The organism is Flammeovirga sp. SJP92 (assembly GCF_001583495.1).
In the GTDB taxonomy this organism is placed as follows: Bacteria; Bacteroidota; Bacteroidia; order Cytophagales; family Flammeovirgaceae; genus Flammeovirga.
On record NZ_LQAQ01000046.1, the window covers coordinates 43,473 to 69,398 of the forward strand.

Annotated in this window: 19 protein-coding genes; 12 read left to right on the top strand and 7 right to left on the bottom strand. The window is 32.8% G+C overall.

What is annotated here, in order from left to right:
* Positions 1 to 125: 125 nt before the first annotated feature.
* On the top strand, positions 126 to 2,132 hold the full coding sequence (locus AVL50_RS11820; RefSeq protein WP_172826823.1) for an LruC domain-containing protein: 2,007 nt from the start codon (positions 126 to 128) through the stop codon (positions 2,130 to 2,132).
* 536 nt (positions 2,133 to 2,668) lie between these two features.
* On the opposite strand, the gene AVL50_RS33635 is transcribed toward AVL50_RS11820, so the two are convergent.
* Positions 2,669 to 3,820, bottom strand: coding sequence for a sugar transferase (locus AVL50_RS33635; RefSeq protein ID WP_082795778.1), 1,152 nt, complete (start codon positions 3,818 to 3,820; stop codon positions 2,669 to 2,671).
* A gap of 227 nt (positions 3,821 to 4,047) precedes the next feature.
* On the opposite strand from AVL50_RS33635, the gene AVL50_RS11830 reads away from it, so the two are divergent.
* The 7 genes from AVL50_RS11830 to pflA all read left to right on the top strand — a co-directional run bounded on the left by AVL50_RS11830 (position 4,048) and on the right by pflA (position 10,946).
* On the top strand, positions 4,048 to 4,497 hold the full coding sequence (locus AVL50_RS11830) for a response regulator (RefSeq protein WP_062616716.1): 450 nt from the start codon (positions 4,048 to 4,050) through the stop codon (positions 4,495 to 4,497).
* Between the two features lie 93 nt (positions 4,498 to 4,590).
* Complete coding sequence (locus AVL50_RS11835) at positions 4,591 to 5,082, top strand: PleD family two-component system response regulator (RefSeq protein WP_082795779.1); 492 nt, start codon at positions 4,591 to 4,593, stop codon at positions 5,080 to 5,082.
* A gap of 376 nt (positions 5,083 to 5,458) precedes the next feature.
* Positions 5,459 to 6,337 (top strand): cysteine synthase CysM, encoded by an 879-nt coding sequence (gene cysM / locus AVL50_RS11840; RefSeq protein WP_062616718.1) that lies wholly within the window; start codon positions 5,459 to 5,461, stop codon positions 6,335 to 6,337.
* Between the two features lie 15 nt (positions 6,338 to 6,352).
* The gene (locus AVL50_RS11845) at positions 6,353 to 6,868 is read left to right on the top strand and encodes a DUF3347 domain-containing protein (protein WP_062616719.1); all 516 of its coding nucleotides are present in this window, start codon (positions 6,353 to 6,355) and stop codon (positions 6,866 to 6,868) included.
* A gap of 129 nt (positions 6,869 to 6,997) precedes the next feature.
* Positions 6,998 to 9,181, top strand: coding sequence for a 7TM diverse intracellular signaling domain-containing protein (locus AVL50_RS11850; RefSeq protein WP_062616720.1), 2,184 nt, complete (start codon positions 6,998 to 7,000; stop codon positions 9,179 to 9,181).
* Positions 9,182 to 9,204: 23 nt separating this feature from the next.
* Positions 9,205 to 10,005 (top strand): ABC transporter substrate-binding protein, encoded by an 801-nt coding sequence (locus tag AVL50_RS11855; RefSeq protein ID WP_062616721.1) that lies wholly within the window; start codon positions 9,205 to 9,207, stop codon positions 10,003 to 10,005.
* Between the two features lie 161 nt (positions 10,006 to 10,166).
* Positions 10,167 to 10,946 carry a pyruvate formate-lyase-activating protein gene (gene pflA / locus AVL50_RS11860; protein WP_157491296.1) on the top strand — a complete coding sequence of 260 codons (780 nt, stop codon included), beginning with the start codon at positions 10,167 to 10,169 and terminating at the stop codon, positions 10,944 to 10,946.
* Between the two features lie 6 nt (positions 10,947 to 10,952).
* Here the strand turns inward: pflA and AVL50_RS11865 are convergent, their stop codons facing one another.
* The 6 genes from AVL50_RS11865 to AVL50_RS11890 form a co-directional block, all read right to left on the bottom strand.
* Positions 10,953 to 11,471 carry an NUDIX domain-containing protein gene (locus AVL50_RS11865; protein ID WP_062616722.1) on the bottom strand — a complete coding sequence of 173 codons (519 nt, stop codon included), beginning with the start codon at positions 11,469 to 11,471 and terminating at the stop codon, positions 10,953 to 10,955.
* A complete protein-coding gene (locus AVL50_RS11870; RefSeq protein WP_062616723.1) occupies positions 11,471 to 12,562 on the bottom strand; it encodes a hypothetical protein in 1,092 nt (363 codons plus the stop codon). The genes AVL50_RS11865 and AVL50_RS11870 overlap by 1 nt, the downstream gene beginning before the upstream one ends.
* Positions 12,563 to 12,613: 51 nt before the next feature.
* Positions 12,614 to 13,105 carry a hypothetical protein gene (locus tag AVL50_RS11875; RefSeq protein WP_157491297.1) on the bottom strand — a complete coding sequence of 164 codons (492 nt, stop codon included), beginning with the start codon at positions 13,103 to 13,105 and terminating at the stop codon, positions 12,614 to 12,616.
* A 17-nt stretch (positions 13,106 to 13,122) separates the two neighbouring features.
* On the bottom strand, positions 13,123 to 15,141 hold the full coding sequence (locus tag AVL50_RS11880; RefSeq protein WP_172826824.1) for a putative porin: 2,019 nt from the start codon (positions 15,139 to 15,141) through the stop codon (positions 13,123 to 13,125).
* Between the two features lie 121 nt (positions 15,142 to 15,262).
* The gene (locus tag AVL50_RS11885) at positions 15,263 to 15,721 is read right to left on the bottom strand and encodes an N-acetyltransferase (protein WP_062616726.1); all 459 of its coding nucleotides are present in this window, start codon (positions 15,719 to 15,721) and stop codon (positions 15,263 to 15,265) included.
* Complete coding sequence (locus tag AVL50_RS11890) at positions 15,714 to 16,634, bottom strand: YihY/virulence factor BrkB family protein (protein WP_082795781.1); 921 nt, start codon at positions 16,632 to 16,634, stop codon at positions 15,714 to 15,716. Before AVL50_RS11890 ends, AVL50_RS11885 begins: the two co-directional genes overlap by 8 nt.
* 342 nt (positions 16,635 to 16,976) lie before the next feature.
* Here AVL50_RS11890 and AVL50_RS11895 point away from each other — a divergent pair, with 342 nt between their 5' ends.
* From AVL50_RS11895 to AVL50_RS11910, 4 genes are all read left to right on the top strand, one after another.
* Positions 16,977 to 19,883: a caspase family protein gene (locus AVL50_RS11895; protein ID WP_062616728.1), complete on the top strand. Its 2,907-nt coding sequence runs from the start codon at positions 16,977 to 16,979 to the stop codon at positions 19,881 to 19,883.
* A gap of 173 nt (positions 19,884 to 20,056) precedes the next feature.
* Positions 20,057 to 20,311 (top strand): DUF2492 family protein, encoded by a 255-nt coding sequence (locus tag AVL50_RS11900; RefSeq protein WP_062616729.1) that lies wholly within the window; start codon positions 20,057 to 20,059, stop codon positions 20,309 to 20,311.
* A gap of 707 nt (positions 20,312 to 21,018) precedes the next feature.
* On the top strand, positions 21,019 to 24,555 hold the full coding sequence (locus tag AVL50_RS11905; RefSeq protein WP_062616730.1) for a hypothetical protein: 3,537 nt from the start codon (positions 21,019 to 21,021) through the stop codon (positions 24,553 to 24,555).
* 90 nt (positions 24,556 to 24,645) lie between these two features.
* Positions 24,646 to 25,917 (top strand): VWA-like domain-containing protein, encoded by a 1,272-nt coding sequence (locus AVL50_RS11910; RefSeq protein WP_062616731.1) that lies wholly within the window; start codon positions 24,646 to 24,648, stop codon positions 25,915 to 25,917.
* Positions 25,918 to 25,926: the final 9 nt, after the last annotated feature.

Sequence of the window (25,926 nt, forward strand, 5' to 3'; positions counted from 1 at the left end):
GGTTTCAATAACATTTTATATGGTAATTCACTGATTCAGTTTACATAAGTAATTTCTCTCTGATGAATTATTATTACTCAACTAAGGTTTTAGAGGTGTGTTCGATAATATTAGAAAATAACCTTATGAAGACCCAATATCTGAAATACCTATTACCACTGCTTCTCTTCTGGTCTTGTACAACGACCATCAACGAAGACGCACCCACAATAGTGGATGATGACGATCAAGATGCTAATTCAAGCTTTGCTGACGTAACTGTACCTGAAGGTTTCAATTATGAAACAAACAGAGACTTACATATTAAAGTAACATCACCAAACTATCCAAAAAAAAGTATGTTGCGTCTATATTATGTAGACAACAACGATCAAAAGGTCGAAATTCAAAATGCTGTTTCAAGTGATGAAGGAGCATTTCTTACAAAAATCACAGTTCCCTCTTATGTAGAGAAACTTTACATGACAAAAAATGCTGTTGGTTTGATCTGGGAAGAGGAAGTAGATGTCGTTTCCAATTACTTGAGTTTTACTTTTGATGAAAATTCAAATGTGATAGATGCTTTTGCTTATGATCAATTTTCATCCAACCAAAGAACAAAAAATGCTTGTGAAGATTATTTGGTAGCTATAAATGGAAAAGGTAAAGCATTTACTATCCACCAAGAAAACGATTACAACCTCGTAGAATATCCTGATATCTATGAGAAAAGCTACGCAATGGCTTACGATCAAGAAAATGACATCATGTATTATGACGTAAAAGGAAACCTTTACAGCCATACACTATCAACAGGTGTTTCTGTGTTGATCGATACAATGAGAACAATTGATACAAATTTAAATAATGGTTACCCAAGAATGACACTAAAGGATGGCAAATTATACATAGGGACCAAAGGTGCATACGCTATTCTTGATCCAGCTACCGGTGCTGTTCTTAAAAATATCACTGTTCAAAACCTTCCAGACAACAAAAATGCGGGTGGTGATTTAGTTTTTGACTCGAAAGGAGATTTATATCAAGCATGTAGTGGTGGTTTATACAGATTAGATATGAATTCTGATACTACCGTTTATACAGCAACAAGAATCAGTGCTGATAATTTCCCATATTATTTAACAGGTGTAGCCATTGATCGCTTTGATAATATTTATGTTTCTACAAACGGAAAGAATTCCAAAATTATCAGAATGGATAAAAATGATGGCTCATATGCCATTGTAAAAAGGTTTACACGAAATATTAATGATTTAGCGGCATTTATCTGCTCTGAAGATGATTTTGTAAGTGATGATGCCGATGGTGATGGTATTAGCGATGGATTTGATGAATTTCCTAACGATTCAACAATGGCATTCAATAATTTCTATCCAGGTAGAAATGGTTTTGGCACATATGCTTTTGAAGATTTATATCCGAATGAAGGTGACTATGACTTCAATGATGTAATTGTCCACTACAGACATAATTATATTACAAATGCTAGAAATGAAGTAGTGAAGGTAAAAACAAAATATGTTGCTAAAAGTGTGAAAGCAGCTTTTAATTCTGGTTTTGGAATTGCCATGCCATTCCACATCGATTCTCTAGCCTCAGTAACTGGATCTGTAATAAACACCAACCTTGTATCATTGAATGGGAAAGGAACTGAAACAGGCGTGAGTGATGATCATCCTGTAATTATTGTATTTGATAATCAAAATGCCATTGTTAAAAATACAGGAGACATCAAATTCAGCGACCCTATTGATATGGAAATGGTCTTTACTTCACCTATTTCAGTAGAAACATTAGGTTTTGCAGATTTCAACCCATTCATTTTTGCTCAAGAAAGAGCAAGGGAAATCCATTTACCTGGCCACGAACCAACCATCAAATTTAATACTGCTTACAGAACAGCCGGTGTTGATGCTGGTGACTATAGAACTGGTTCAGGACACCCTTGGGGCTTAAGTATTACACACAAGTTTCATCCTCCAAAAGAGAATATAGACATCACAATAGCTTATAACAACTTTGTCAGATTTGTTACTTCAAATGGTTTATCCTTCAGAAACTGGTATACCGATGATGAAGGGAATAGAAATACAGATAAAATGTATTTAGACCTTGAAGAAGTTGAAGAATAGATTTCAAGTTTCATAATGTGTAATGGAAAGGCCATCATAATTTGATGGTCTTTTTTCATACCTTCTAATAAACTAAAAATATTCATGCAGTACTATAGTGCCAATATTATTCTATAGTACTGCATATGATTTCACAACAAATAATACTTATTCTAGTATATTTATTGAAAGGCTATAGAAATACTATCCAATTACTTATCAGAAAGGCCATAGACATGCCAAGGTGTATCATCATTATACCACTCTTATTATTAGAGAGATAATAAAGGTATTAAAATATACTTACACCAATTATTGATTTATTAGTCTAAAAATAGATCATATGTGAAAAGTAATAAATCATGAAAATGTCTTTTTAAAAAAAAGTTATAGCACATTCAAAACCGTGATAATAATAGATCTAATCTAACAGAATATCTTACCCATGCTAAAATGCTAAAGATCTACCTATGTTTTCCTCATTTTGGATTAAAAAAGCCCCGTTTTCTTTTTCAAAAACGAGGCTGGTTCTCTATTTAAAATACATCAGTATTAATTTACTCTTCCTTTTGCATCATAGCTGGTAATGTCTTAAATATCAATTTAAAATCCATAATAGTATTTCGAGTTCCTGCGTATTTATTATCCAATTTCATACGTTTATCACTGTTCATAAATGGATCTACAGATTTTTGTATTTGCCAAAGTCCAGTAATACCTGCTGGAGTACTGAATCTTTCTACAGTATTATCAGTCGTCAATTTTTCTGCCTCATACAATGGTAGAGGTCTGTTTCCTACAACTGACATTTGACCTAGCAATACATTGACCAACTGAGGCAGTTCATCCAAACTCGTTTTTCTTATGATAGATCCAACTTTTGTAATTCTTGGATCATTTTCTAGTTTGAAAAAAGTAGATTGATTTTTCTTTGCTTTGTAAATTTTTTCATCGATCATAAAACCGTCATCACCTGTGATCATAGTCCCAGATGCCGTAACTGTATTTGCATCAAAAGTATCAGTGTAGCTATTTTCCTTCATTAGTCCTTCAACCAATTGATCAGCATTCACCTTCATTGACCTGAATTTCAGAAATGGAATAATCTCATAATCTCTCCCTATTCTTTTTGAGACATAAAAGATAGGGCCAGGATTTTCAATGTAAATAGCAATGGCTATTAGAAGGTAAATTGGTAAGAGACAAATCATTAGTGATAAAGAAAACACAATATCAAATCCACGTTTCCCTATCAGGCTTTTATTTTCATAAATAAAATTTAGAGTCTCAGCAAATGTTTTCCTTTTCTCTACCTCCACTTTCACTTGTTCCTTGTACTTTCTGTAACGGTTCAGTACGTTTTTGATTCTGACATCTAGTTCAGATGGATTAAAGGGCTTGGAGATATAGTCATCAACACCAAGGTTAAGTACTTGTATTTTTTTGGCCGATGCATCTTCTGCTGATAGTGTGATAATAGGTAAATGTGACTTAAGGGGATTATCTTTCACTGTTTCAATAAACGTAATTCCAGATTCATTTTTCAGATTAATATCCGTAATCACCAAATCAATCTGATGCTTATCCAAAATTGATAGTGCTTCTTCAATAGTACTTGAACAATAAACAGTGTATTTTTTAGACAATAGGTTTCTAACAAACTTTTGCATGAACCTGTCATCATCCAAAAGTAATATTTCGTTAAACATATTAGGTTATTTGAGTTAATAAAACGCCTTATACCAGCTATTCGTTTCAACACAATCCTTCTAAAATAAGTTCTATTCTTACATCATTTTTCTGAGAGTTAACATTGGTATTCCACCTAGAATAATTGATAATAGCACTTTTTGTGAAATGTCTTGTATTTATATATTAAAGACACAACTATCATCAATTAAGATTGTTATATTCCCATAGTACATTTTTTTACATAATGAGAAAATCAATCTTAGTTGTAGATGATGATCTATTTATCAGAGACATCACTTCACATGTTTTGGGAGTAGACAATGACATTTTATTAGCTCAAGACGTGGAAAATGCAAGGAATATTATTGAGAATAAGAACGTTGATCTTATTCTATTAGATATAAAATTAGAGAAGGAATCAAGTGAATCTCTATTTGATGACATCCACCAAAAAAAAGAAAAAGAAATACCAGTTATTGTATTTTCAAGCAACCAAGACCCTATTATAAAGGACAATTATATTGACCATGGAATAGCTGATTATATTCAAAAACCCTTTAACATGAACGAACTTGAAATCAGAATCAAAGATGTTCTCATACAAGACAACCCTCCTAAAATGCAAAAAAAGAAAGATACATTTCAATTTAGAAGGTGGCTCATCAACTTAATTAAGTTCAAAAAATCAGCATAATTATCAATTTGTTAATATTAAAATTTATTGAACTTATAAAATACTATTGATGTTCTAGAAGTAAAATAACCTCACAAACCCAAATCAGCATTTATGAAGTACCCTATACTTATCATAGAAGACGATCAGTTTATGCGTGAATTAACAATTAACACGCTAAAAGATAAATATGAAGTATTTTCTGCTCAGACATTAGATGAAGCAAAGCAGATACTCAAAAAGGAATTAATAAAATTAGTGCTTACTGATTTAAACCTAGATCAGGAAACTACTTTTGACTTTATCCTCAACTTAAGAAAATCACCAAATTACACTGATATTCCAATTCTTGTTTATTCTGGACAATTTGATTTGGCTCAGAAAGGAGAATTATTGAACAAAGGAGTAGCTGGATTTATAGAAAAGCCAGTCTCACTAAATGAACTTCAAATCAGAATTGATAACTCTATTACTCATTATGCGAAAATTTGCAGAATAAAAATGAGTAAGAAAAAGTTTGTACCTGTTCCTGAAGAAAAAACAAGTTCAATTGGAGAACGGGTGAATCTCTTAAGAAAAAATTTTTACAATACACTGTTCACATAAAATAGTACTAGAAGATTTTTCAATAACCCAATTACTATTAATTTAAATCAGAAATGAGCTCTACGTAATTCGTAGGCTCATTTTTTTTATTCATTTTTAAATCTAAGTACAAATTCAAAATTATCTAATGCTATTTATTGTTTTGCGATTACTGCCTTCAAAAAACTTTTGTTAGAACGACTATTAATACGTTTTTTAGCGTTATGCTTACAAAAAATATATTAGAATTAACTATGATTTATTTTTTGACTTAGTACTTAAAAAAACAAATTTCTGTTTTAGATGTATTTAATGTAAATAAAGTAAGTGTATCTTTGTTCAAATTATTCAAAGATTACTTTGTATTTGATCTCTAAACTATCAACAAATATTAATTATGTCATCAGTATTATCTCTAGTAGGAAATACTCCATTAGTAAAGCTTGAAAAGCTTAATCCTAATCCTAACGTTACAATTTATGCAAAATTGGAAGGACAAAACCCTGGTGGAAGTGTGAAAGATAGAGCCGCTTTTAATATGATCAATGAAGCAATTAAAAGTGGTGAGCTCAAAAAGGGAATGAAATTGATTGAAGCTACTAGTGGAAATACAGGAATAGCATTGGCCATGATGGCTTCTCTTTTTGGAGTTGAAATTGAATTGGTAATGCCTGATAGTGCTACAATTGAAAGAGTAAAATCAATGAAGGCTTATGGTGCAAAAGTAACACTCACTCCTGCTGCGGTTTCTATGGAAGGTGCAAGGGATTATGCTTTGAATAAAGTTAGAGAAGGTGGTCATCTGATGTTGAATCAGTTTGACAATCCAAATAACTACATGGCCCATTATAAAACTACTGGTCCTGAAATTTGGAGAGACACCAATCAAGAAATCACACATTTTGTTTCAGCCATGGGTACGACAGGAACCATAATGGGTACTTCAAAATTTTTGAAAGAACAATCCACTGATATCACAATTGTAGGAACACAGCCCGCTGAAGGTGCAAGAATTCCAGGTATTAGGAGATGGCCTGAAGCATATTTACCTAAAATATTTGATGCGTCAAGAGTAGATAAAACCATTGATGTGAGCCAGGAAAATGCAACAGCAATGACACGAAAGCTAGCACTTGAAGAAGGTATTTTTGCTGGAATGAGCAGTGGTGGTTCAGCGTATGCAGCAATTGAAACGGCTAAAACAATTGACAAAGGCGTCATTGTATTTATTGTATGCGATAGAGGAGACAAATATTTATCAAGCGATCTATTTTAATTATATTATAAACCTATGAGAACAATAGTATTATCATTCATTTTAGGAGCGTTCCTAATGAGCTGTGGGGGAGAGCAAAAGTCTCATCAAAAGCAAGAAACGGCTAAAGAAGAAGAGAAATTAACAGCAGTAGTATATGATGCTGATAAAGCAAAAGCACCTCAGGCTTATATGAAGTTATCGGAGTGCTTAATTGCCAGCAATCCTACAGCTGCTCAAACATATGCAAAGCGATTACAATCTGTTATGCCTACTGAAGGCACTGAGGAAGTAATGAAATCTATTGAGGCAATTGCGAATACAGAAGATTTGGCGGCACAGCGTAAAAGCTTTGAAGCAGTAACCGCTTATTTCCTTGATATTGCTAAAAAAGGTGAAGCAGGAATGGACATTTACTTGGTACATTGTCCAATGGCTTTCAACAACACAGGGGCTGATTGGTTAAGTGCTACAAAAGAAGTGGTAAACCCTTACTTCGGTGATGAAATGTTACACTGTGGTAGAGTAATGGAAACAATCAAAGGAAAGTAATTAGATCATTGCTTTTTGGACCTTCTCAAAAGTCACATTCCAAAATATTGGAATGTGACTTTTTTATTATAACTTAGTCAGACTTTTACAGGGATAATATATCCCATTTTTTAAATGACTATTTTATTTATGCGACTCTTAACTACAATATTACTACTTTTAAATATTAGTCTTGCATATTCTGAAAATGAAATCTTAATAGATGCTTCCACTACTGACATTGAAAATGTTTCTGAACATGTAGAAATTTTTTTAGACTCTAGTAATGCTATTCCCTTTGAGAAAATTCTCCAAGCGAAATCTTTTACACCTAATAATCAAGAGATTATAAATATTGGTTTTAATGCAGCATCTCTTTGGTTAAAACTTGATCTCGTAAATATGGCATTGGATGAAGACAAAGACTTCATATTAGAAATTGGCAACAGCAACCTTGATATCATTGAAATCTATGAAATAGATGGAGGGGAACTATCGAATTATCAATTACTCGGAGATCAAATTCCTTTTTCTGAACGTATACTTCCATTCAGAACAAACCTGTTTCCATTTCATATTGATGCTAACACTGAAAAATCATTATATTTAAAAATTCAGACCAATGGTGCATTGCAGGTACCGCTGAATATTTCTACACCTATTCAATTTTTTATAAATCACTTAAAAACGGAAACAGCATACGGTATTTATATAGGAATAATGCTAGTCATGGTACTGTATAATATTCTAATATTTTTATCACTCAAAGACCTAAATTATCTGTACTATGCCTTTCCAATTTTAGCCAACTCTACCTTTTTCCTGTCATTAACCGGACATCATTTTCAATACCTATTTCCAAATTCACCTGCTGTCGCTAACAATGTGACAGTGATATCTATAGCCGCTTGGATTTTGACTTCTTCATTTTATGCTAAATCTTCCTTACAGTCAAAAAAATATTCAAAGCCAGCTGATATTGCTTTAATTGTTACAATGATTTTGGGAGCTGTTGGAATACTTTTACCATTTATCAGCAGTTATGGATTTGCAGTGAGAGTCAATAGCAAACTTACTTTAGTGAATTCATTGGTAATGTTTGTTGCAGGCTTGATGATATGGTATAAGGGCAACAAATCTGCACGTTTCTTTATTCTTGCTTGGACCGCCTACTTGGTTGGAACCTTTATTTTTGCCTTAATGAAATATAACTTTATTGAACAAAATAATTTCACTAAAAATGTTTTGGCATACGGTGGTATTATTGAGGTAATATTCCTTTCATTGGCACTAAGTGATAAGTATAAACTCTATAAGCGAGAAAAAGAAAATGCTCAAAAAGAGCTTTTAGAGCAACAATTACAGGCCAATGCCCAACTTGAAGAAAAGGTAAATGAAAGAACAGCCGCATTACAAGAAAAGCAAGTTGAATTGGAATTCAACACCAATTCTTTGAAAGAAGCCTTTGAACAAATCAATAATAAAAACATTGAACTGGAACAGCAAAATGAAGAAATTGCAAGTCAAAGAGACATGGTTGAAAAGCAAAAAATTCATCTTGTTGAATCAAAAGATAAAATTCAAGCTAGTATCAATTATGCAAAGCGTATTCAGGCGACTATGCTTCCTTCATTGTCCCATTTACAATCACTATTTCCCGATTCATTTTTAGTTTTTAGACCTAAAGATATCGTATCAGGAGATTTTTACTGGTGTGCAAAAGTTGGAAACAAAAAGATATTAGCGGCTGTGGATTGTACTGGACATGGTGTTCCTGGTGCTTTTATGTCATTAGTGGGTTATCATCTGCTTCAAGATATTGTGGTAAAAACCAAAATCACATCACCAGAAATAATATTACAGGCTTTACATCAACAAATTCTAAAAAGTCTCTATCAAGAGAACTATCAACTAAAAGATGGTATGGATGTAAGTTTGATTGTTTTTGATGATGTGTCAAAGGAGTTGGAGTTTGCCGGAGCCCGAAACCCTTTAGTGTATACAGAAAAAGGTAGTTTCAAAATGATTAAAGGGGATAGAAACTCAATTGGCTCTACCAAACCGCAAGTCTCATTTACAAAACATGTGATTAAAATAGAAGAGCCAATTACAATTTATATGTATTCTGATGGCTACCAAGATCAATTTGGTGGGCCTAAGGACAGAAAATTTGGATCAAAAAATTTCAGAGGATTGTTAGAAGAAAACACTGCTCTTGAACTTGATTTGCAAAAAGAAATTGTAGAACGTTCTTTGGATAATTGGATGAACGTTGATGAGAATCATCACAAACAAACTGATGATATTTTAGTTATTGGTGCTAAATTGGGGTAGCAATAACAATATTTTTTTGATTTATGGACCATCAATATCCCAAAAGAATTGTTTGCCTTACAGATGAAGTCACCGAATGGTTATATCTGTTAGGCGAACAAGACAGAATAGTGGGAATTTCTGCATTTGCAGACCGACCTGAAGAAGCTAAAAAAGAAAAACCAATGGTATGTGGTTTTACGGGTGCAAACTATAAGAAAATACTAGCCACTCAGCCTGATTTAGTCATTGGTTTCTCTGATCTTCAAGCAGATATAGCTTCAAGACTTATAAAAGAGGGAATCCCTACATTAATTACTAATCAACGTTCGATTTCTGAAATCATCAACACGTTAATGATGATTGCTAGAATGGTTGGAGCTGATGAAAAAGCTAAAGTCATTTTAGAACACATGAATAGTGCAATTGCGGAAGCGAAAAGTTTCAGTGCATCACTTCAAAGAAAACCTAAAATCTATTTTGAAGAGTGGGATGACCCCATTATTACGGGCATTCAATGGGTATCTGAAATCATTACGCTTTGTGGTGGTGAAGATGCATTTATTGAACATGCTGAAGAACAAGGTGCTCAAGGTAGAGTATTGGCTAGTTTCGAACCCGTTGTAAAGAAAAATCCAGACATTGGCTTGTTTTGCTGGTGCGGGAAAAAATTTGATAAAGAAGCTGTACTAAAAAGACCTAATATTCAATCCATTTCCTTTTTCAAAAATAATGAGATACATGAAGTAGATCCAATTTTCATGTTGCAACCTGGACCTGCCACTATCATAGAAGGAATTCCTTATATGATAGACATCATAAAGCAATGGAACAGTAAGAACTAATTCAATGTTTCTGGGGATGAAATTAAAGATTACTTTTGCCTCTTTTTCTAACACTGTGTTTACCTCATATCATTAAGAAATACTTAAGATTTTATTTGATTTCAGTAATTAAAAACTGATATATAATAAGTAAATTTGTTTAGAAAAAACGAAAATTATATATGAGCACTTTCCCACAACAAGATCCATCTATCTTAAATGATAAAGACCCTGAATTGTTAAGAATTCATTCCATTGAGACTTTCGGTACACACGACGGCCCAGGAATACGTTTTATTGTCTTTGTACAAGGCTGTCAATTTAGATGTCTTTACTGCCATAATCCTGATACTTTTGATGTAAAAGGAGGAAAGCATATACAGTTAGATGAAATTGAGAAAAGAGTATTAAGACAACGTCCTTATTTTGGTGATGAAGGTGGAATCACAGTTTCAGGTGGGGAACCATTATTGCATCGTAAAAAGTTAATTACACTTTTCAAAAGATTAAAAGAACAGGGTATCCATACTTGTTTAGATTCAAATGGTCGACTTGTAAATAAGGAAGTGGAAGAGCTTTTGGAATACACAGATTTATTGATGTTGGATGTGAAGCATATCAATGACGATTGGCATCATAAATTAACAACGGTATCTAACTCAGCAACTTTAAAACTTGCTGAAATGAGAGAGAAACAAGGTAAACCAATGTGGATCCGTTATGTTCTTGTGCCGGGTTGGTCTGATCAAGAAGAGTACCTTCATGAGCTAGGACAGTTTTTCAAAGACTATAAAACAGTTGAGAAAATTGAAATTCAGCCTTACCACAAATTAGGTGTACACAAATGGGAAGCTTTGGGCTTGAAGTATGACTTAGAAGGTGTCAATCCTCCAACAGCTGAAGAAATAGAAAAAGCAAAGAATATCTTTGCTCAGTATTTTAAAGAAGTACATGTCAACTAGGCTAGATTAACCTGCTGACTCAATATATTTAGATACAATAGCCTTTATGGACGTTAAGCCAATGGTTGTTGTATCTATTTTTTTGGGAGCGATAAATTCTACACTTACCACATCATCATTGGCTTGAAGAGGGGATAAGTCCTTTACCTTTGCTTTGAAAACCATATCTAAAGTATAGTAATCAATTTCTTTATATGTATAAGTATTTGGAAAACTACAGAAATAATCTAGATCAGAAATTTCCAAATTCAATTCTTCCTTAATTTCTCTTATTGCTGCATCTTCAACCTTTTCATTAATATCAACAAAACCTCCAGGTAAGTCATAGGTTCCTTTGAAGGGATCAAATTTTCTAACCGTCAACAACAATTCTCCTTTTGGATTTGTAATAAGAACCGCTACTGCAGCTGAAGCATTGATGTAAAAATCAAAACCACAATCTGAACAGACAAAATGTTTAGTTTGAAAGTGGATAGTGTTGCTTTGACATTTTGGACAAGTTTTAAAATGCTCCTTAATATGCATTATATGATTAGTTTTAAGGTTCTTAAGATTGCAATTCCAAAAGTTACTGCAATAAAGAAAAATGCAAATGCAACCCAACCTGGACTCGCTAAAATTGTAAAAAGGATTTGAGTATTTTCTCTTTCTAATGCAATTTGTTTTTCCGCTTCCTGCAAATTCGGAAGCTTAACATCTGTCAAGTGATTAGAAAGCTGATCAAGAATATTATTTTTAATTGCTCCTTCAAGACCGTAAATAATGATACTTTTATCGTATTGACGGGCAAGCGTAATGTACTTGCAGGTTTCATCCCAATTCAAAACCCTGTCATTTTCAATATTACTTAATGGTTTTGTTTTATTTGCTGATCCAATGAGAATTGTTGAAAAACCAGGTTGATATTCTTTTAACTGAGCAAGTGTCAAGGAAGATGAAGGTTCATAAGAATTAAAAATAGATAACACCTCTTGATCATTCAAAATGTTGAATGTACCCGTAATCTGCTTCCAAGTCTCTACATTTACTTCTCTGCTATCTACCTCATAAGGAGATATAATACTTACCAATTTTAGATTATCCCCTTTAGAAAGGGCTCTTAAGCGAGCGTAATTTAAATCTCCGTGTTCTTGTACTGAACCGCTAATCAATCTTTTAAGTATTACTTTACTAATCGAAAGAGGACCATTTTCTACAATTCTTGTATCTGTTCCATAAGGAGCTAAGCTTAATGTTAGAGACTCCCATGAAAGTTGATTGGAAAGTGTCCATTCTCTAAACTTTTCATAACGTTTCAGCACTGCCGATCCATTATGTGCATTAGGCCAATAGTGTTCTCCCTTGGACAATAGTAACCAGGCATGACAATTTATTCCATTATTTTGGAAGATTTTCAATGCTTCAACTCTCTCTGAAGAAAAGTCAGTCAAACCAATATAAATATTAGCACCTAATTCTTTTAACTTACTTATGTTAGTAGAATCTTTGGCTAATTCTAGAAGTTTAAATCCTTGAATTTCTGTCATAAAATCAATCTGAATTGATTTTTCTGCGTGAGCGAAATTTAAAAGTAAACTAAGAAAATAAAGTAAGACTGTAAGTTTGATTTTTTGCATAAGGGATTTAAAAAAAATTCAACATTAACTTACTAATGTTTTCACAAAGGATCAAGGTAATTTTCGAATAGTTACATCCAATACCTGTGCCTGACTGTTTTTCCCTAGTTTATAATTTTTCCAGAAAAATGGACGCATTGCAAACGCCAAAGCCCAAAATGCAGCACCTTGAATGAAATGTTGGGTTTGATCATATTGAGCATCACCTACAACAGGATGAACAGCTCCAGATATTAAGAAACCTGTACCAATCAAGCCAAAACCACCAAATAGTACTCTTGGATAAGCTCTTGGAAATTTGATTACTTCCACTTCTGATAAAGGAATTTCTGTTCCAGATTTATATAATACAAAAGAAGAATCCTTCAGAGCATGAATCTCGTCTTTATACACCGCTTTTTCTCCTTTCATTTTAAAGATGATTCGCTCACCTTCATATATTTTTTTTCTATTGCGACCGTAATTATCAACTGCCAAAAACTTTTGTGCAAAAAGTGGGGCAGTGGTTAAGAATAAGAAAAACAGAAGTATTGTCTTTTTCATGATTTGTTATTTTAGGTTTATTCGAACATCAACCACCTTACACCATAAGAAATACCAAAACCTGGTCCCATATATCCTGGTGTGGCCCAATATCCACTAGCTTGATTAATAATGTTGAAAATATCTGCAACACGAACGAATACCATCGCTCTTCTCATTTTGAAGTTCACAAATAAATCCACGTTAATGTACCCTTCAGTTTCGTAATCATCCTGAATATGGTACTGCTGTGTCACAGGGTTATATGCCATTCCGTAATAAGAAGAAATGAACCTTGTATCCAAACCAGTATAAACACTGATCATACCTTCGCGGAATTCTTTGAAATAAGAAATCTCATAAGTGGCGAAGATGTCTGGTGTTGGCATCACATCCTGATGTGAATTTTGAGTATAAATGATTTCAGCAATCTGTTGTAAACTTCCAAGTCTTAATTTGAATCGTGTACCATATCGGCTGTAAGTTAAAGCCTCATTATGCTGTTGTGGTCTAGCAAATTTATCGTAGTAAATATAGTTGTTGATATTATTCAGCTCTCCAAAAATTTCCACATTTCCTCTTTCTCCCAATGGAAGTTGAGGAGCCACATATATCTGCTGTTTTGCAATAGGATCCTTTTTCTCATTCCATGACATAAATACAGTAGTAAAATGCTGTGCCATAAGAGGAGCTAAAGTCCTTTCTAAAGTAAAGCCACCTTTTAAATACTTAGCATCTACCTTTGCATTAATGTTATAAGCATCCCCATTTAACATTTCAAATTCAGCATGACCTGTTACAGCTCCAAGGTTTTTCGGTAATAAAAATTCAACATCACCACCCACAAAAAGTTGATTATCTACAGGAACAGGTAGGAAATCTTGAGCCGTTCTTTGTTGGTATTTCTGATACCTGTAACGCATAAAACCTGACCAGAATGTAGGTCCTAATCTACTTTTTACACCTAGTTTGTTATCAATGTATTGGTGTTCCAAACTTACATACGGCTGATCTCCGTAATCATAATCTGAAGCAATAGGTAGGTTAGCATCTGGATTATTCAAAACAGAATCCGGCAACAACCGTAGATTCTCTACTGTATAATCATTAAACTGATCATAGTAGGCTCGATTTGTTGAGATCGTTCCAGTTGTATTACTGTACTGATATCTATATTGATTTCTTGTGAATTCATGAAAGACTTGAAGCTTTGCAGTATCAACTAAAGCATATTGATGATAGAGGTGATAGTTATAATTCCATTTGAAAGAAGAAGCTCCTTCTGGAAAATAGTTGGTTAATTGACCTCTACCTAATCGGAATAAATCATCAAGAGTAGTTTCGTCATTTACAATTTCAGGTGTGTTAATACCACCTGTTTCAGCTCCTTCATGGAAGTATTGATAATAACTGGCTAGTGCTTTATATCTATTATTTTCACTTTCGTATCTTGTATTCAAACCAAACCCAGTATGCTGTTGAGCGTTGTAAGAATTACTGATCTTATCACGTCCAACAATATAGGGTTCACTATATCTCTGAAAGAGCATACCGACAGACCAATAAGGGTCAATGTTATTGGATACTTTACCACCAACTTTACCTCTGTTATCCTGACCCACAACACCGTTGAAGTCTGTAACTGGAACATAAGAATTATAATATTCCCAATCATAAATATCTTGAGCATATAAATCAAAACCTGTTATACCAACAGTTTGTCCCAATTCATTGACAGGGCTTTCCCAATAGCTCCTTAGAGGAGAACCGTTGTTGCCCAATGTTTGATATCTGTAGCCATTTTGGCCATGTACATCATATCGGTGTAAGTGTGTATAAGAAGAGTCCATCATGTGTTCCTCAAAATGGATTTTATACCAATCATCCTGTTTTATGTACCAAGTAGTCTGAGGGCCTTTTAACCAAGAACTATCCTGTTCCAATACCACACCTTCTTTGTTGGGTTCTTCTTTGCCTTTTTCTTTTTCTTCCTCTTGTGCTAAAGCGTAATTAGAAATACTAAGAAAAGATAATATTATAAATAAAAGTTTTTTCAAGGTAGATTTAGATCGTAGATAAAATAATCGAGTTACTTTTCTAAGCACATCAAAGTTAAATCTAATTCGTGATTTAAGATAATGTTTCATTAAAAAAGATAAAATAGACTATGAAAAATGACTATTTCAACCATTCATACATATCGTAATGCTCTTTTGTCATTCCCATTGCTTTGTAGGTCTTTTGAGCTCTATCGTTATTTTTTTCAACATAAAGTCTTAGTCCCATAAGCTGATCAGATGATTCGACTTCTTGTTTCACAAAATCATACATATCTCTGAAGATCCCTTTACGTCTATATTCTTGAATCACGAACAAGGAATGTATCCAAATTACATTCCCGCAACGCCAGTCTGACCATTCATATAAATTAAGCATAGAAGCAATACATTGTCCATTGTCTTCTACTATGACATATCTTCCGAGCGATTGGTTGTCAAAGATATGTTGAACTCCTTTTTTTACTGTCTCCAGATCAAGTTCAAAATCCTCCGTTTCCATTGCCATTTTCACTTGAAACTCAGCAATAGTTTGAATTAAACTTCTATCTTTAGCGATCTTAATGGTATAATTAGACATCCTTATTTAATTTCTTTTGTTGAAGAATTCCATGCCCGTATTTGTGAGCATAGGCGTAGGTAAATTCTGCTCCATAAAACATCACCTGAACAGAATAAAAAGTCCAGGCCATTACTATAATAATAGGAGATCCAGCTCCCCAAGTAGAAGCCATTTCCATATGTGCTAGGTAATAACGTATACCGTATTGTCCTATTTGGAAAAGTATAGTGGTTACAATGCCACCTACAAATGCATCTGTCAATTTAATTTTCACATCAGGGATGAATTTAAAGATCCCTGAAAATAAAGTGAATGAGATCGACATGGTTGTTAAGAACCGTATGACAGAAATAACTTGTATTGCCGCCACAGGTAACCATTCTTTTAAATATGAAGAGGCGAAACTAATCAACGTATCGATAGCAATCAGCATTAAAAAGATCATTCCGAGTCCTAAAACCATACAAAAAGCAATTAATCTATCCATAATTAATTGCTTGATTTTAGCTTGGCTCTGTGGTACTTTCCAAAATTTATTTAATGCTACTTTGAGCGTATGAAATGAAAGAGTGGAGGTAAAAATCAATGTCCCAATACTGATCAAAGTAGATACTGTATTGTCAATTTCCAATGCTGTTAAACTGTTGATCATAGATTCCATATGTCCAGCAACAACATCACCTGTAATCAATTCTAACTCCTCAATCATATCTTCTTTGAGCCTATTTTCATCAAAAAACAAGCTTAATGCAGAAAACAGCAAGTTTAAGGCGGCAGGTAAAGATATGATGGTATAATACGCTAATGAAGCTCCATAAATATAGGCATGATCTAAGTTAAATTCTTCCCATGCTTCAGTAATTAGCTCAAAAATTTCACTCAGTTTTCTCCAGATGAAGCTTTTTTGTAATATGTTAAAATATTTTTTGATACCCTGTTATTTAAAAAGTGAAAAATTTAGTTTCAATTTATTCGACTGAAAATGAATTTTTTCTAATAAAAAGTATTTAAATCAACGTAAAAATACAATTCTTGATTAAATTAGCACGTAAGTTAATGTATTTTTATACTAGAGCATGTTTGAAACATCTTTTTTAATGAAAATTCCTGAACTATAGTACGTGACTAAGATTATTTTGCTGATTATCGAAACAGAATTCAAGTTTAAATTATCTCTTCACTATCTTAGATTTAAGTTTTTTCTTAAACTGTTTACTTCAAATAAGCTTTTATCAGGTATGCTTTTTTGACTCAAACGAGAAAATTTACTCTTATGAATAAAATTCTTATTACCCTTGTTATTTTTTTACTATGTATAGGGAACTCATATTCTCAAGAAAAGAATACTTACTTAGTGATTGATGCCAAAGGACATTCTTCTTTGGTTAGAAAAGTCTCGTTTACTTCCAATAATCAAAAAGTAATTTCTGTCTCTGAAGATAAAACCATCAGAGTTTGGGATTTAAAATCAAATAGTTTAGTCAAAACCATTTGGGGAGAACATACCGAAGGCAAAGAGGGGAGGTATAATGCATTAGCACTATCTCCAAATAATGCTATTGTAGCTGTTGGTGGATTTTTACAGAATAATGAAATCAGAATTATTGATCTAAGAAGTGGAAAACAAATTGCTTCTTTATTAGGACATGAAAATGTTATTTCGGATTTGAAATTTTCTTCTGATGGTCTTTGGCTCGCTTCTTCAAGCGCAGATAAAACAGTAAAAATCTGGTATATTCCTGATCTTTCTGACAATGGTTTTGAAGGTGAGCCTTATGAAAAACTCACGATCAGTGATCACTCTGATGTAGTATATAATATTGATTTTTCTGAAGATGGAACAAAGCTAGTTACCTGTTCTTTTGACGGAAGTGTGAAACTCTATTCAATGGCCGTTGCTATGAGTAGTGCAAACCTTGCTAAGGTATGGGAGACAAACAACAAATTTACTAATGTAGATATTTCAAATGACAATCAATATGTAGTTGGCGGACAAACGAATGGAAAAGTCATTGTCTGGAATACCAACGGTACTGAGGTTGCTACACTTTCTGATACCAAAGGTTTTATCAGTAGTTTGAATTTTTCAGAAGATGGTGAAAAACTGATGGTTACAGATGCTAAAGGCAACGTATTTTTCTACAGTACTGATGTATGGTTAAAGAGAGATGCATTCAATGTAAAAGATGGAGTGATTACATCGGCTTCATTTGCCAATAAATCTTCTGACTATGCTGTGATTGCTACAGGTTCTGAAGGTGTAATTAAAGTTTGGGACCTTAAAAACAAGAAAGTAATCCGTGAATTTAGAGGAGAAGGAATCTCTAATAAAAGAATTGGACGAAGTGAACAACTCAACTTTGCATTATCCATTACGCCTAAACTAAAGCAACCTTATAATAAGACATTCGATTTTGAAACACTTTCTATGGGTCTTCAAAAACCTATTCAATCTGCTTTCAAAATGCCTGAGATAAATCAAAATGGTATTCTTCTAAAGAAAATAAGTGCCTATGTGTTACAATGTGGCACTGTAAAAATTGAGAATGATAAAAATAGAGACAAAGCCATCAATGCTTATTGTTTTACGCCAAAGGATGATATTGTTGTTGCCAGTGGCGGTTCTCTGAAACTCTATAATAAAGAAGGAAGCTTAATAAGCTCTTTTGAAGGACACAGTGGTTCTGTGACAACAGCTAATGTATCTGAAAATGGCAAATACTTAATTTCATCAAGTACTGACCAAACTACCAAGCTTTGGAATTTACAGACGGGGGAGTTGCTCGTTTCGCTTTTTGTAAGCTCAACAAATGATTGGGTTTGCTGGTCCCCTCAAGGTTATTATCACGCTTCTGCTGGTGGGGAAAAATACATAGGATGGGTTAAAAATAATGGTATTGGAAATTTGGCCACTTATTATCCAGTAAGTTTTGCCGCACATGAATTCCACAAAAAAGATATCTTAATTAAAATCATTGAATTAGGTTCTTATGAAGAAGCTAAGAAAGAAATGATGTTTACTACCGTGGCGTTAGCTAACGTTGTGGCACAGCAACCAAAAATTGAATGGATCTCACCAACATTTACTAATAATGTTCATGAAATAGGAGGATTGGCAAAAGTGGAAGCTACAGTAGAAAGTAGTTCTGAACTTCAGTCCTTAAAAATCTTGGTTGATGGTAGACCTACTGTAATCTCTTTGGCCAGCCCAGTGCAACAAGGAGGTAATTTTATTTATACTGTCAACAAAGATATTAAGGTGGAAAAAGAGGAAATCAACTTCCAAATTTTCGCTGCCAATACAAATACTAAAATCACTTCAGAACCAAGAAAGGTAATTTCGAAAAGGCCCTCAAAGACAAATTCATTGGATATGGATTTTGATCTAGAAGCAATGTTTAATACTCCAGAAAACGTAGCGTCACATAAAGCGGATATTTTCTTGCTCGCCATTGGTGTTTCAAAATATCAAAATTCAGAGTTAGACCTCACATTTGCTGACAACGATGCCAACGCAATTGCTGATATCTATGTTAAACAAAAAAGTAGAGCTGTTTTCAATCAAGTGAATGTGAAAAAATTAACGAATGCAGAAGCTAACAAAGCCAATATAGTAGATGGTTTTAAATGGTTGTCTGAAAATGCTACGTCAAAAGACCTTGCTATTGTATTTATAGCTTCGCATGGATTGAATTATGAAGATAACTTTTATATCATTCCACATGATGTAAAATTAGATGATGTAAAAAATACAGCAGTCAGTTGGTCCGATTGTTCTAATGTCATGTCGTCACTTCCATCACAAGTATTAATGTATGTTGATGCCTGCAATAGCGGACAATTAGGTAAAGACATTTCTAGGTCAGATAATACTGAAAGCATCCGTCAATTATCCTCAGATGAAAATGGAGTGGTTATTATGTCTGGTTCTACTGGTAATGAAAGTTCATTAGAATCTCCAGAATGGCAACATGGTGCATTCACTGCCGCTTTGATTGATGGGCTAGGAGAGGGTAAAGCTGATTACTCAAGAGATAATATCATTTCATTAAGAGAATTAGATTTATTTATTGCCATGAAAGTGGATGAGTTGACAGATGGAAAACAACATCCTACTACTCAAAAACCAAGCACCATCAGTTCCATGACAATTGGAGTTACAAATGGTGAAGGAAATTAGATTCAACATATAATCAGAATGACCCTCAAATTTCTTTTTTAAGAGTTGAATAGCAACCTGCAAGACAGGTTGCTATTTTTTTTTGCTCAAAATGATTAAATAAATGTAAATATAATAAAAGACTATTTTATCTTTTATTATATTTGTTGTATACAAAAACAAAATAGAATAAGATGAATACTACACACATACACGAAGTAATATTTTTAGTTCAAGATAATGATGGTGTTTTCACTGAAGAAGGTTTAAATAATGCAATTGCTGAGAAGATGGGAGCTGATGTTCATTTTGTAGCATGTTCAGGTGTTCCATTTCCAAAAGAAGAAGCATTAGCATTTTTAATAGAAAGAGATAAAGTACTAGTCAACAATGAGGGAAAAGTAGAGGTGCATCCCACAATGAAGATGTGTGACTCACATACCAGATAGTGTTTATTTTAAAAAAGGGATTTATATCCCTTTTTTTTATACGATTATCTCAGTTTTCCAAACAATAATTTCATGAGCTAGAACTAGTCGATTGCTGTTGTATTTTTTTGAATACAATTCATTAATGTACTCAATTATGTTCCAAGTTATCTCATTTTCAAGAAGGAGCAGTGCTTTAAAAAATCGTCTTTAATTTTAAAAATTCATCATCTTACCTCACAGTTAGTTTTACAGAAAAACTAAAGTAAATAGTGCATCAATTATAACATCAATTCTTGATTTCGTATTAGAAGTAAAAGGAGAGAGGCCGTTAGGAATAACACCAAAAGATATTTCATAATATGAAGTAGTTGTTTGATAAATTATACATCACAAACGCATACCCATCAAATCATTGATAATGAATTATATAAAACTATTATTTATGTTTCTCAAAACTTATATTTAACATAACATAAATTATATTTAAAATAATAGTATATATCAAAGTTTGTTAATTATATCTTTATTTATAGATATAAAGTGCTCAAATCGAAATAACTATAAGAAACATAAAAATTGTTAGACAAAATTACTTATCCATTTTTTTGAAAAAAAATATGATTCCTTGTAAATTAAAATTGTAAAACAGCATGCTAGACTAATAGCAAACTTTTTAATGTTGAATAGCATTTATTGGTGTACAAAACTAAAACTATTAAATATCCATGACTTCGAATAAACTTCTTTTTATTAGAAAGAAACCGGACTTCAATGCTCTTACTGAAGAACAAGCAAAAGAAATCGAAAAAATATTTATCTATGGCAAAAGCTCTATTGATGAAAATGACCTTTGGGACAACATTCATAAGTTTCACAACTTAAAAGAATTAGAAATCAATTATTTTGATTCTATTACTTTTCCATGTTCTGAAAAGATTTCCCAATTAGAAGCTTTATCAATAAATCATTCTCATGATGTGAATATTAATTATGCCTATGTGCCTCTTTTGAAAAAAATTGAACTATTCCGGGTAAAGTATTATCATTTTGAAAATGATGAGTCTATTAAAAATTTAGTTACAGTTTCACTTATTCAAACTGATGACTTACCTTTTGACTCAACTAGCTCAGTTTGGAACACTGTAAAACACCTTGAGGTCACCTCCTCTTCTAATAATTTTTCTCCTATTATAAAGTCAGCCCAGAATCTTGAATTTTTAAGTATATGTTCTGTCAATAGTCAAGATCACTTTAATGATATTAAAACACTCCATAAGCTACAGTTCTTAAAGGTTAATTGTTATGACGATGGTATGTTTCCTTCATTAAGTAACTTGACTCACCTTACTAGTCTGTTTGTAAACAATATTAACGAAGAAGGTCTAAGAGAGATTTTTAATTCAAGTACAATTAAGAAATTAGAAATTACATCAAACGATCTTACCGATTTTCCATCTGATCTTTCAGAACATCCATCTGTTGTGGAGTTAACCTTTGATGGCACACGTTTTCCTGACTTTAATTATCTTAAGGCATTTCCAAAAGTTGAGAAACTAGAGTTTTGTCGATATTTCAGTAAAGTCAACAGAGATCCATTGTCACATGATTTTTTCCATGCATTTACCAATCTAAAAGAAATAAAGCTTTATTCGTCTAATGCTTTTAATGGAAAAAAAGGGTTCGAAACATTTTTATCTATCCCAAAAACTGTTGAACGATTTAATATAATTTCCAATAAAAGTGGAACTGAAATTCAAATTAACTTTGAAAAGAATAGTGCATTAAAAGAGTTTGATTTCTCAGGTGATAACAACGACTTAGTAGTGGATTTCAAATATTGTAAACAGCTTGATGAATTGAAACTCTCCTATTGCAATACTGTTCAGTCAGTAATAAATACGTTACCAGATGATCTCAATTTACGATCATTGACTGTAATTCATAGTAAAGATGATGGAAAAGGCTTTTTTGAAAATGATCCTCCATCTATACATCGTCTTGAAGAAATCAATCTAGAAAATAAACAAGGATTAATAAATGCTCAAAGTTTATTAGAAAACTGTACTTCACTCAAAAAAATTAAATTAAGCTCCTACACGGAAAGCGAAGATTTAAGTTTTATTGAAAATATGAAGGAGCTAGAGACGATTGAACTTTATTCAACCTCAGATCTGAATTTAGATTTAGGAAATCATCCTCAACTGAAAGAAGTTGAAATTACTGCTGGTCACGCCTCCATTACATTACAGAAAGCTGAGCATCTGGAAAAGATTTCATTAGAGTTGACAAGTGGTTTTTCAAATGAATTAGATAAAGAATTTTTTTCCTCTCCAAAACTTGAAAGCGTCGTATTTTCAAAAAGATATGATTCCACTTTTGATGGCTTTGAAACAGCCTTAGACTTAGAAAATGAAGAGAATATTTCACCTTTAACTACTCTTAAATTACCTATTAAAAAAGGATTTCAGTTGAAGGGAAATTTTGATAAGCTGAAATCGATAATGTTCACTTGTAATAAAAGTATTGATAACTTTCCAATGGTGATTACAGGAATATCTGCTCTTGAGAGTATAAATATTCAAGGAGGAAATCAGATTACAAGTATTCCAAAAATAGAGAGTGAACAATTTCCCCAACTCAGTAGTGTTTATATCACAGCTCAATCCCTATTTATTACTTCCAACCTCATTACAAATCCTTCTTTAAGGTATTTGAATTTACAATGTAGCGACACCTTAGAAGTGGAGAAAATAGCTACAGTATCAAAAGTTACCAACCTTTCATGGGATTCTGAAAACTATATATTCAATGGTGGGTTTGAACATTTAACAGATCTAAGATATACTAGATTTCCTAAAAAAGTAATTGATCCACAGACCAATCAACTTAATGTAGAAGGTTTAATTTACCTTTTAGATATACCGTCAAAACTAAACGATGAAGCCAATAACTCAGACTCAAAAGGAGTATCATTTATTGATGGTATAAAAGATTTAGATACAAGTATTGCGATTAAAGAAGAATTGCTGAGTGTGGGTTTTATTGCTTTGAAATACGGAGAACCTAAAGGAATTATCTCAAAAGAAGCCTGTATAAATGGGCAACTTTTAAAGGGTACTTTAATAAAAAAATACTTGATAGAAAGTCTTGCCTATCATTCTTCTCAAGGTGAGAAAACTTTAAATCAAAATAGTAAAGTCCTTCTGCTAGGAAAATTTGATTACTCTTTAAAAGAAATCATAGAAGCTTTTCAAAAAATTGGCATTAAAGCTACTTCAAAAATAGATGATCAAATTACACATGTGGCTTTAGGTAAAAACTTAAGAACGAAATTAAAAGCATTTGACTTGCATCAACCATTTGAGTATCAAATCATCAATTCTACTAAAGTAAATGATGTTTTACTCAACCAACAAGAACATTACCTCGTAGAGGATGAAAATGATAAAGGTGAATTAACATCAAGCATTATTGACTTGCTTCAGCCAAATTCTGAAGAAAACCTTTTATTAGTCATCTCATTAATCGAAAATGGCGGTGTTCCACCATCACTGTGGCATGAATTAATATATAGGTTGAAAATAACGACGAATACAAGCATTAAAAAGAGTTTGAAAAAAGTATTGTTGAAATCATTGCCAGATGAATTTCAAGTGGTACTCAATGATAGAAAAAACCTTGATAAAATTACGAGATATAAAGAATCTAAGGCATCTTCTGAACTAGAAATGCTATCCAGAAAATGGGGCAAAGAACTATTACTGTATTGTGCAACGAGAATTTTTGAGCAATACGAAAAAGGTTACTATTTCATTCTGTGTAATACTGATTATTACGATGAGAGACGAAAACCAGTCATGGAGTACCTTGTTCATAATGAAGGAATTTATTGGCAAAGAGAAAGGGTGAAAATTGAAGGCTATTTCAAATTCCCAAAGGATCTCCCCTATTTTACTAAAGTAACGAAAATAGAAATCAAAAATTCATCAATCAGTGAAGAGGATATTTCTGAAATAATGAAAGGCGTGAAAGATGTGGAATACCTAAATCTTACATGTTCGTATTTAGAGCGTTTCGAATTTGATTCTACTAATGTGAAGTCCTTAAAAGAGATCAATTTGAGTGATAACAAATTGGAAAGCTTTCCTAAAGATCTGATGAAAGTGACTACGTTGGAAAAGATCAATTTGAAGAAAAATAGATTCACTGAAATTCCTGATGAGGTAAAAAAAGCTTTACCAAATTGTAAAATAATGATATAAATATTTGAAAGAATAGAAGTGCGTAATCAATTTACGTTCTTCTATTCTACTTTTACTTTTGAAATAACTATTGCATCTAAAATTCTAGCAATGACTAATACTCTAGAAGAAGTTTCGAAAACAAGTATTCAACTAATTTTAAAAGAGCCTTTTTATGGGCATTTTTTTACAGGACTTTTAAAAGAGGTTACAGAGAGAATAGATACTGCTGCTGTGACAATTCAAGGTCACAATGCTTTTAAATTACTGGTAAATGAAGAATTCTGGCAAAGTCTAACAGATAAGGAACAACGCTATGGATTGATCAAACATGAAATACTTCATATCGTTCTAAAGCATTTGCATAAATACAAAGATTACGAACATAAATATCTTTATAATATTGCAGCAGATTTGGTGGTGAATCAGTACATACAAAAGCATCAACTTCCGGAAGGTGGCATCACTTTGGAACGCTTTGCTGATTTAGAAAAAGAACATAATTTTGAATTTGAACGCAATAAAGATGTTGGGTATTACTATCATATCTTAAAGAAATTATTAGGTAAAACATCTGCTGGAACTTCTTCAGAAAGTAAAGAAAAAAAAGCAGTTGCAAGCCCAGACTATCAATTGTCGATCAATGATCTTTTGGACGATGACAACAGTGAGTTGAAAAGACATCAATTATGGAAAGAAATTGAGAGCTTAACGGAAGGTGAAACAAAAATATTAGATATCAATATTAATGAGTTATTGAAACAAACGGCTCAAAGATTGAAAAGCAAAGGCAATGTGAATTGGTGGGGAAGTTTGCCTGCAGGTTTATCTGTATATCTTCAAGAGTTATTCAAATCATTTGAACCTTCAGTGGACTGGAGAAGAGTTTTGAGGCTTTTCACCTCTTCAAGCTCAAAAACTTTTCTTAAAAATACTCTTAAAAGACCTTCCAAACGTTACGGAACAACTCCAGGTATAAAAATCAAAAGAAAAAATAAATTGCTTGTGGCCATTGACACTTCAGGTAGTGTTTCAAACGAAGAGCTAATGATTTTCTTTGGAGAAATATACCATATCTGGAAACAAGGAGCTGAAATTCATATAGTGGAATGTGATGTGATAATTCATAAAAAATACCGTTACAATGGGACTCCACCTAACGTGATTCACGGAAGAGGAGGCACTTCATTTGAAGCTCCAATTGAGTATGCAAACACAGAGCTTCACCCCGACTGCATTGTCTATTTCACAGATGGCTATGCCCCTCCCCCTTCAGTTCATTCAAGATATCCTTTACTTTGGATGATTACTCAAAGTGGAATTGATGAAGACAGTACAACATGGAATGAGTTGAGTGGTCGAAAAGTGAGAATGAAAAATTAATGCATTCCG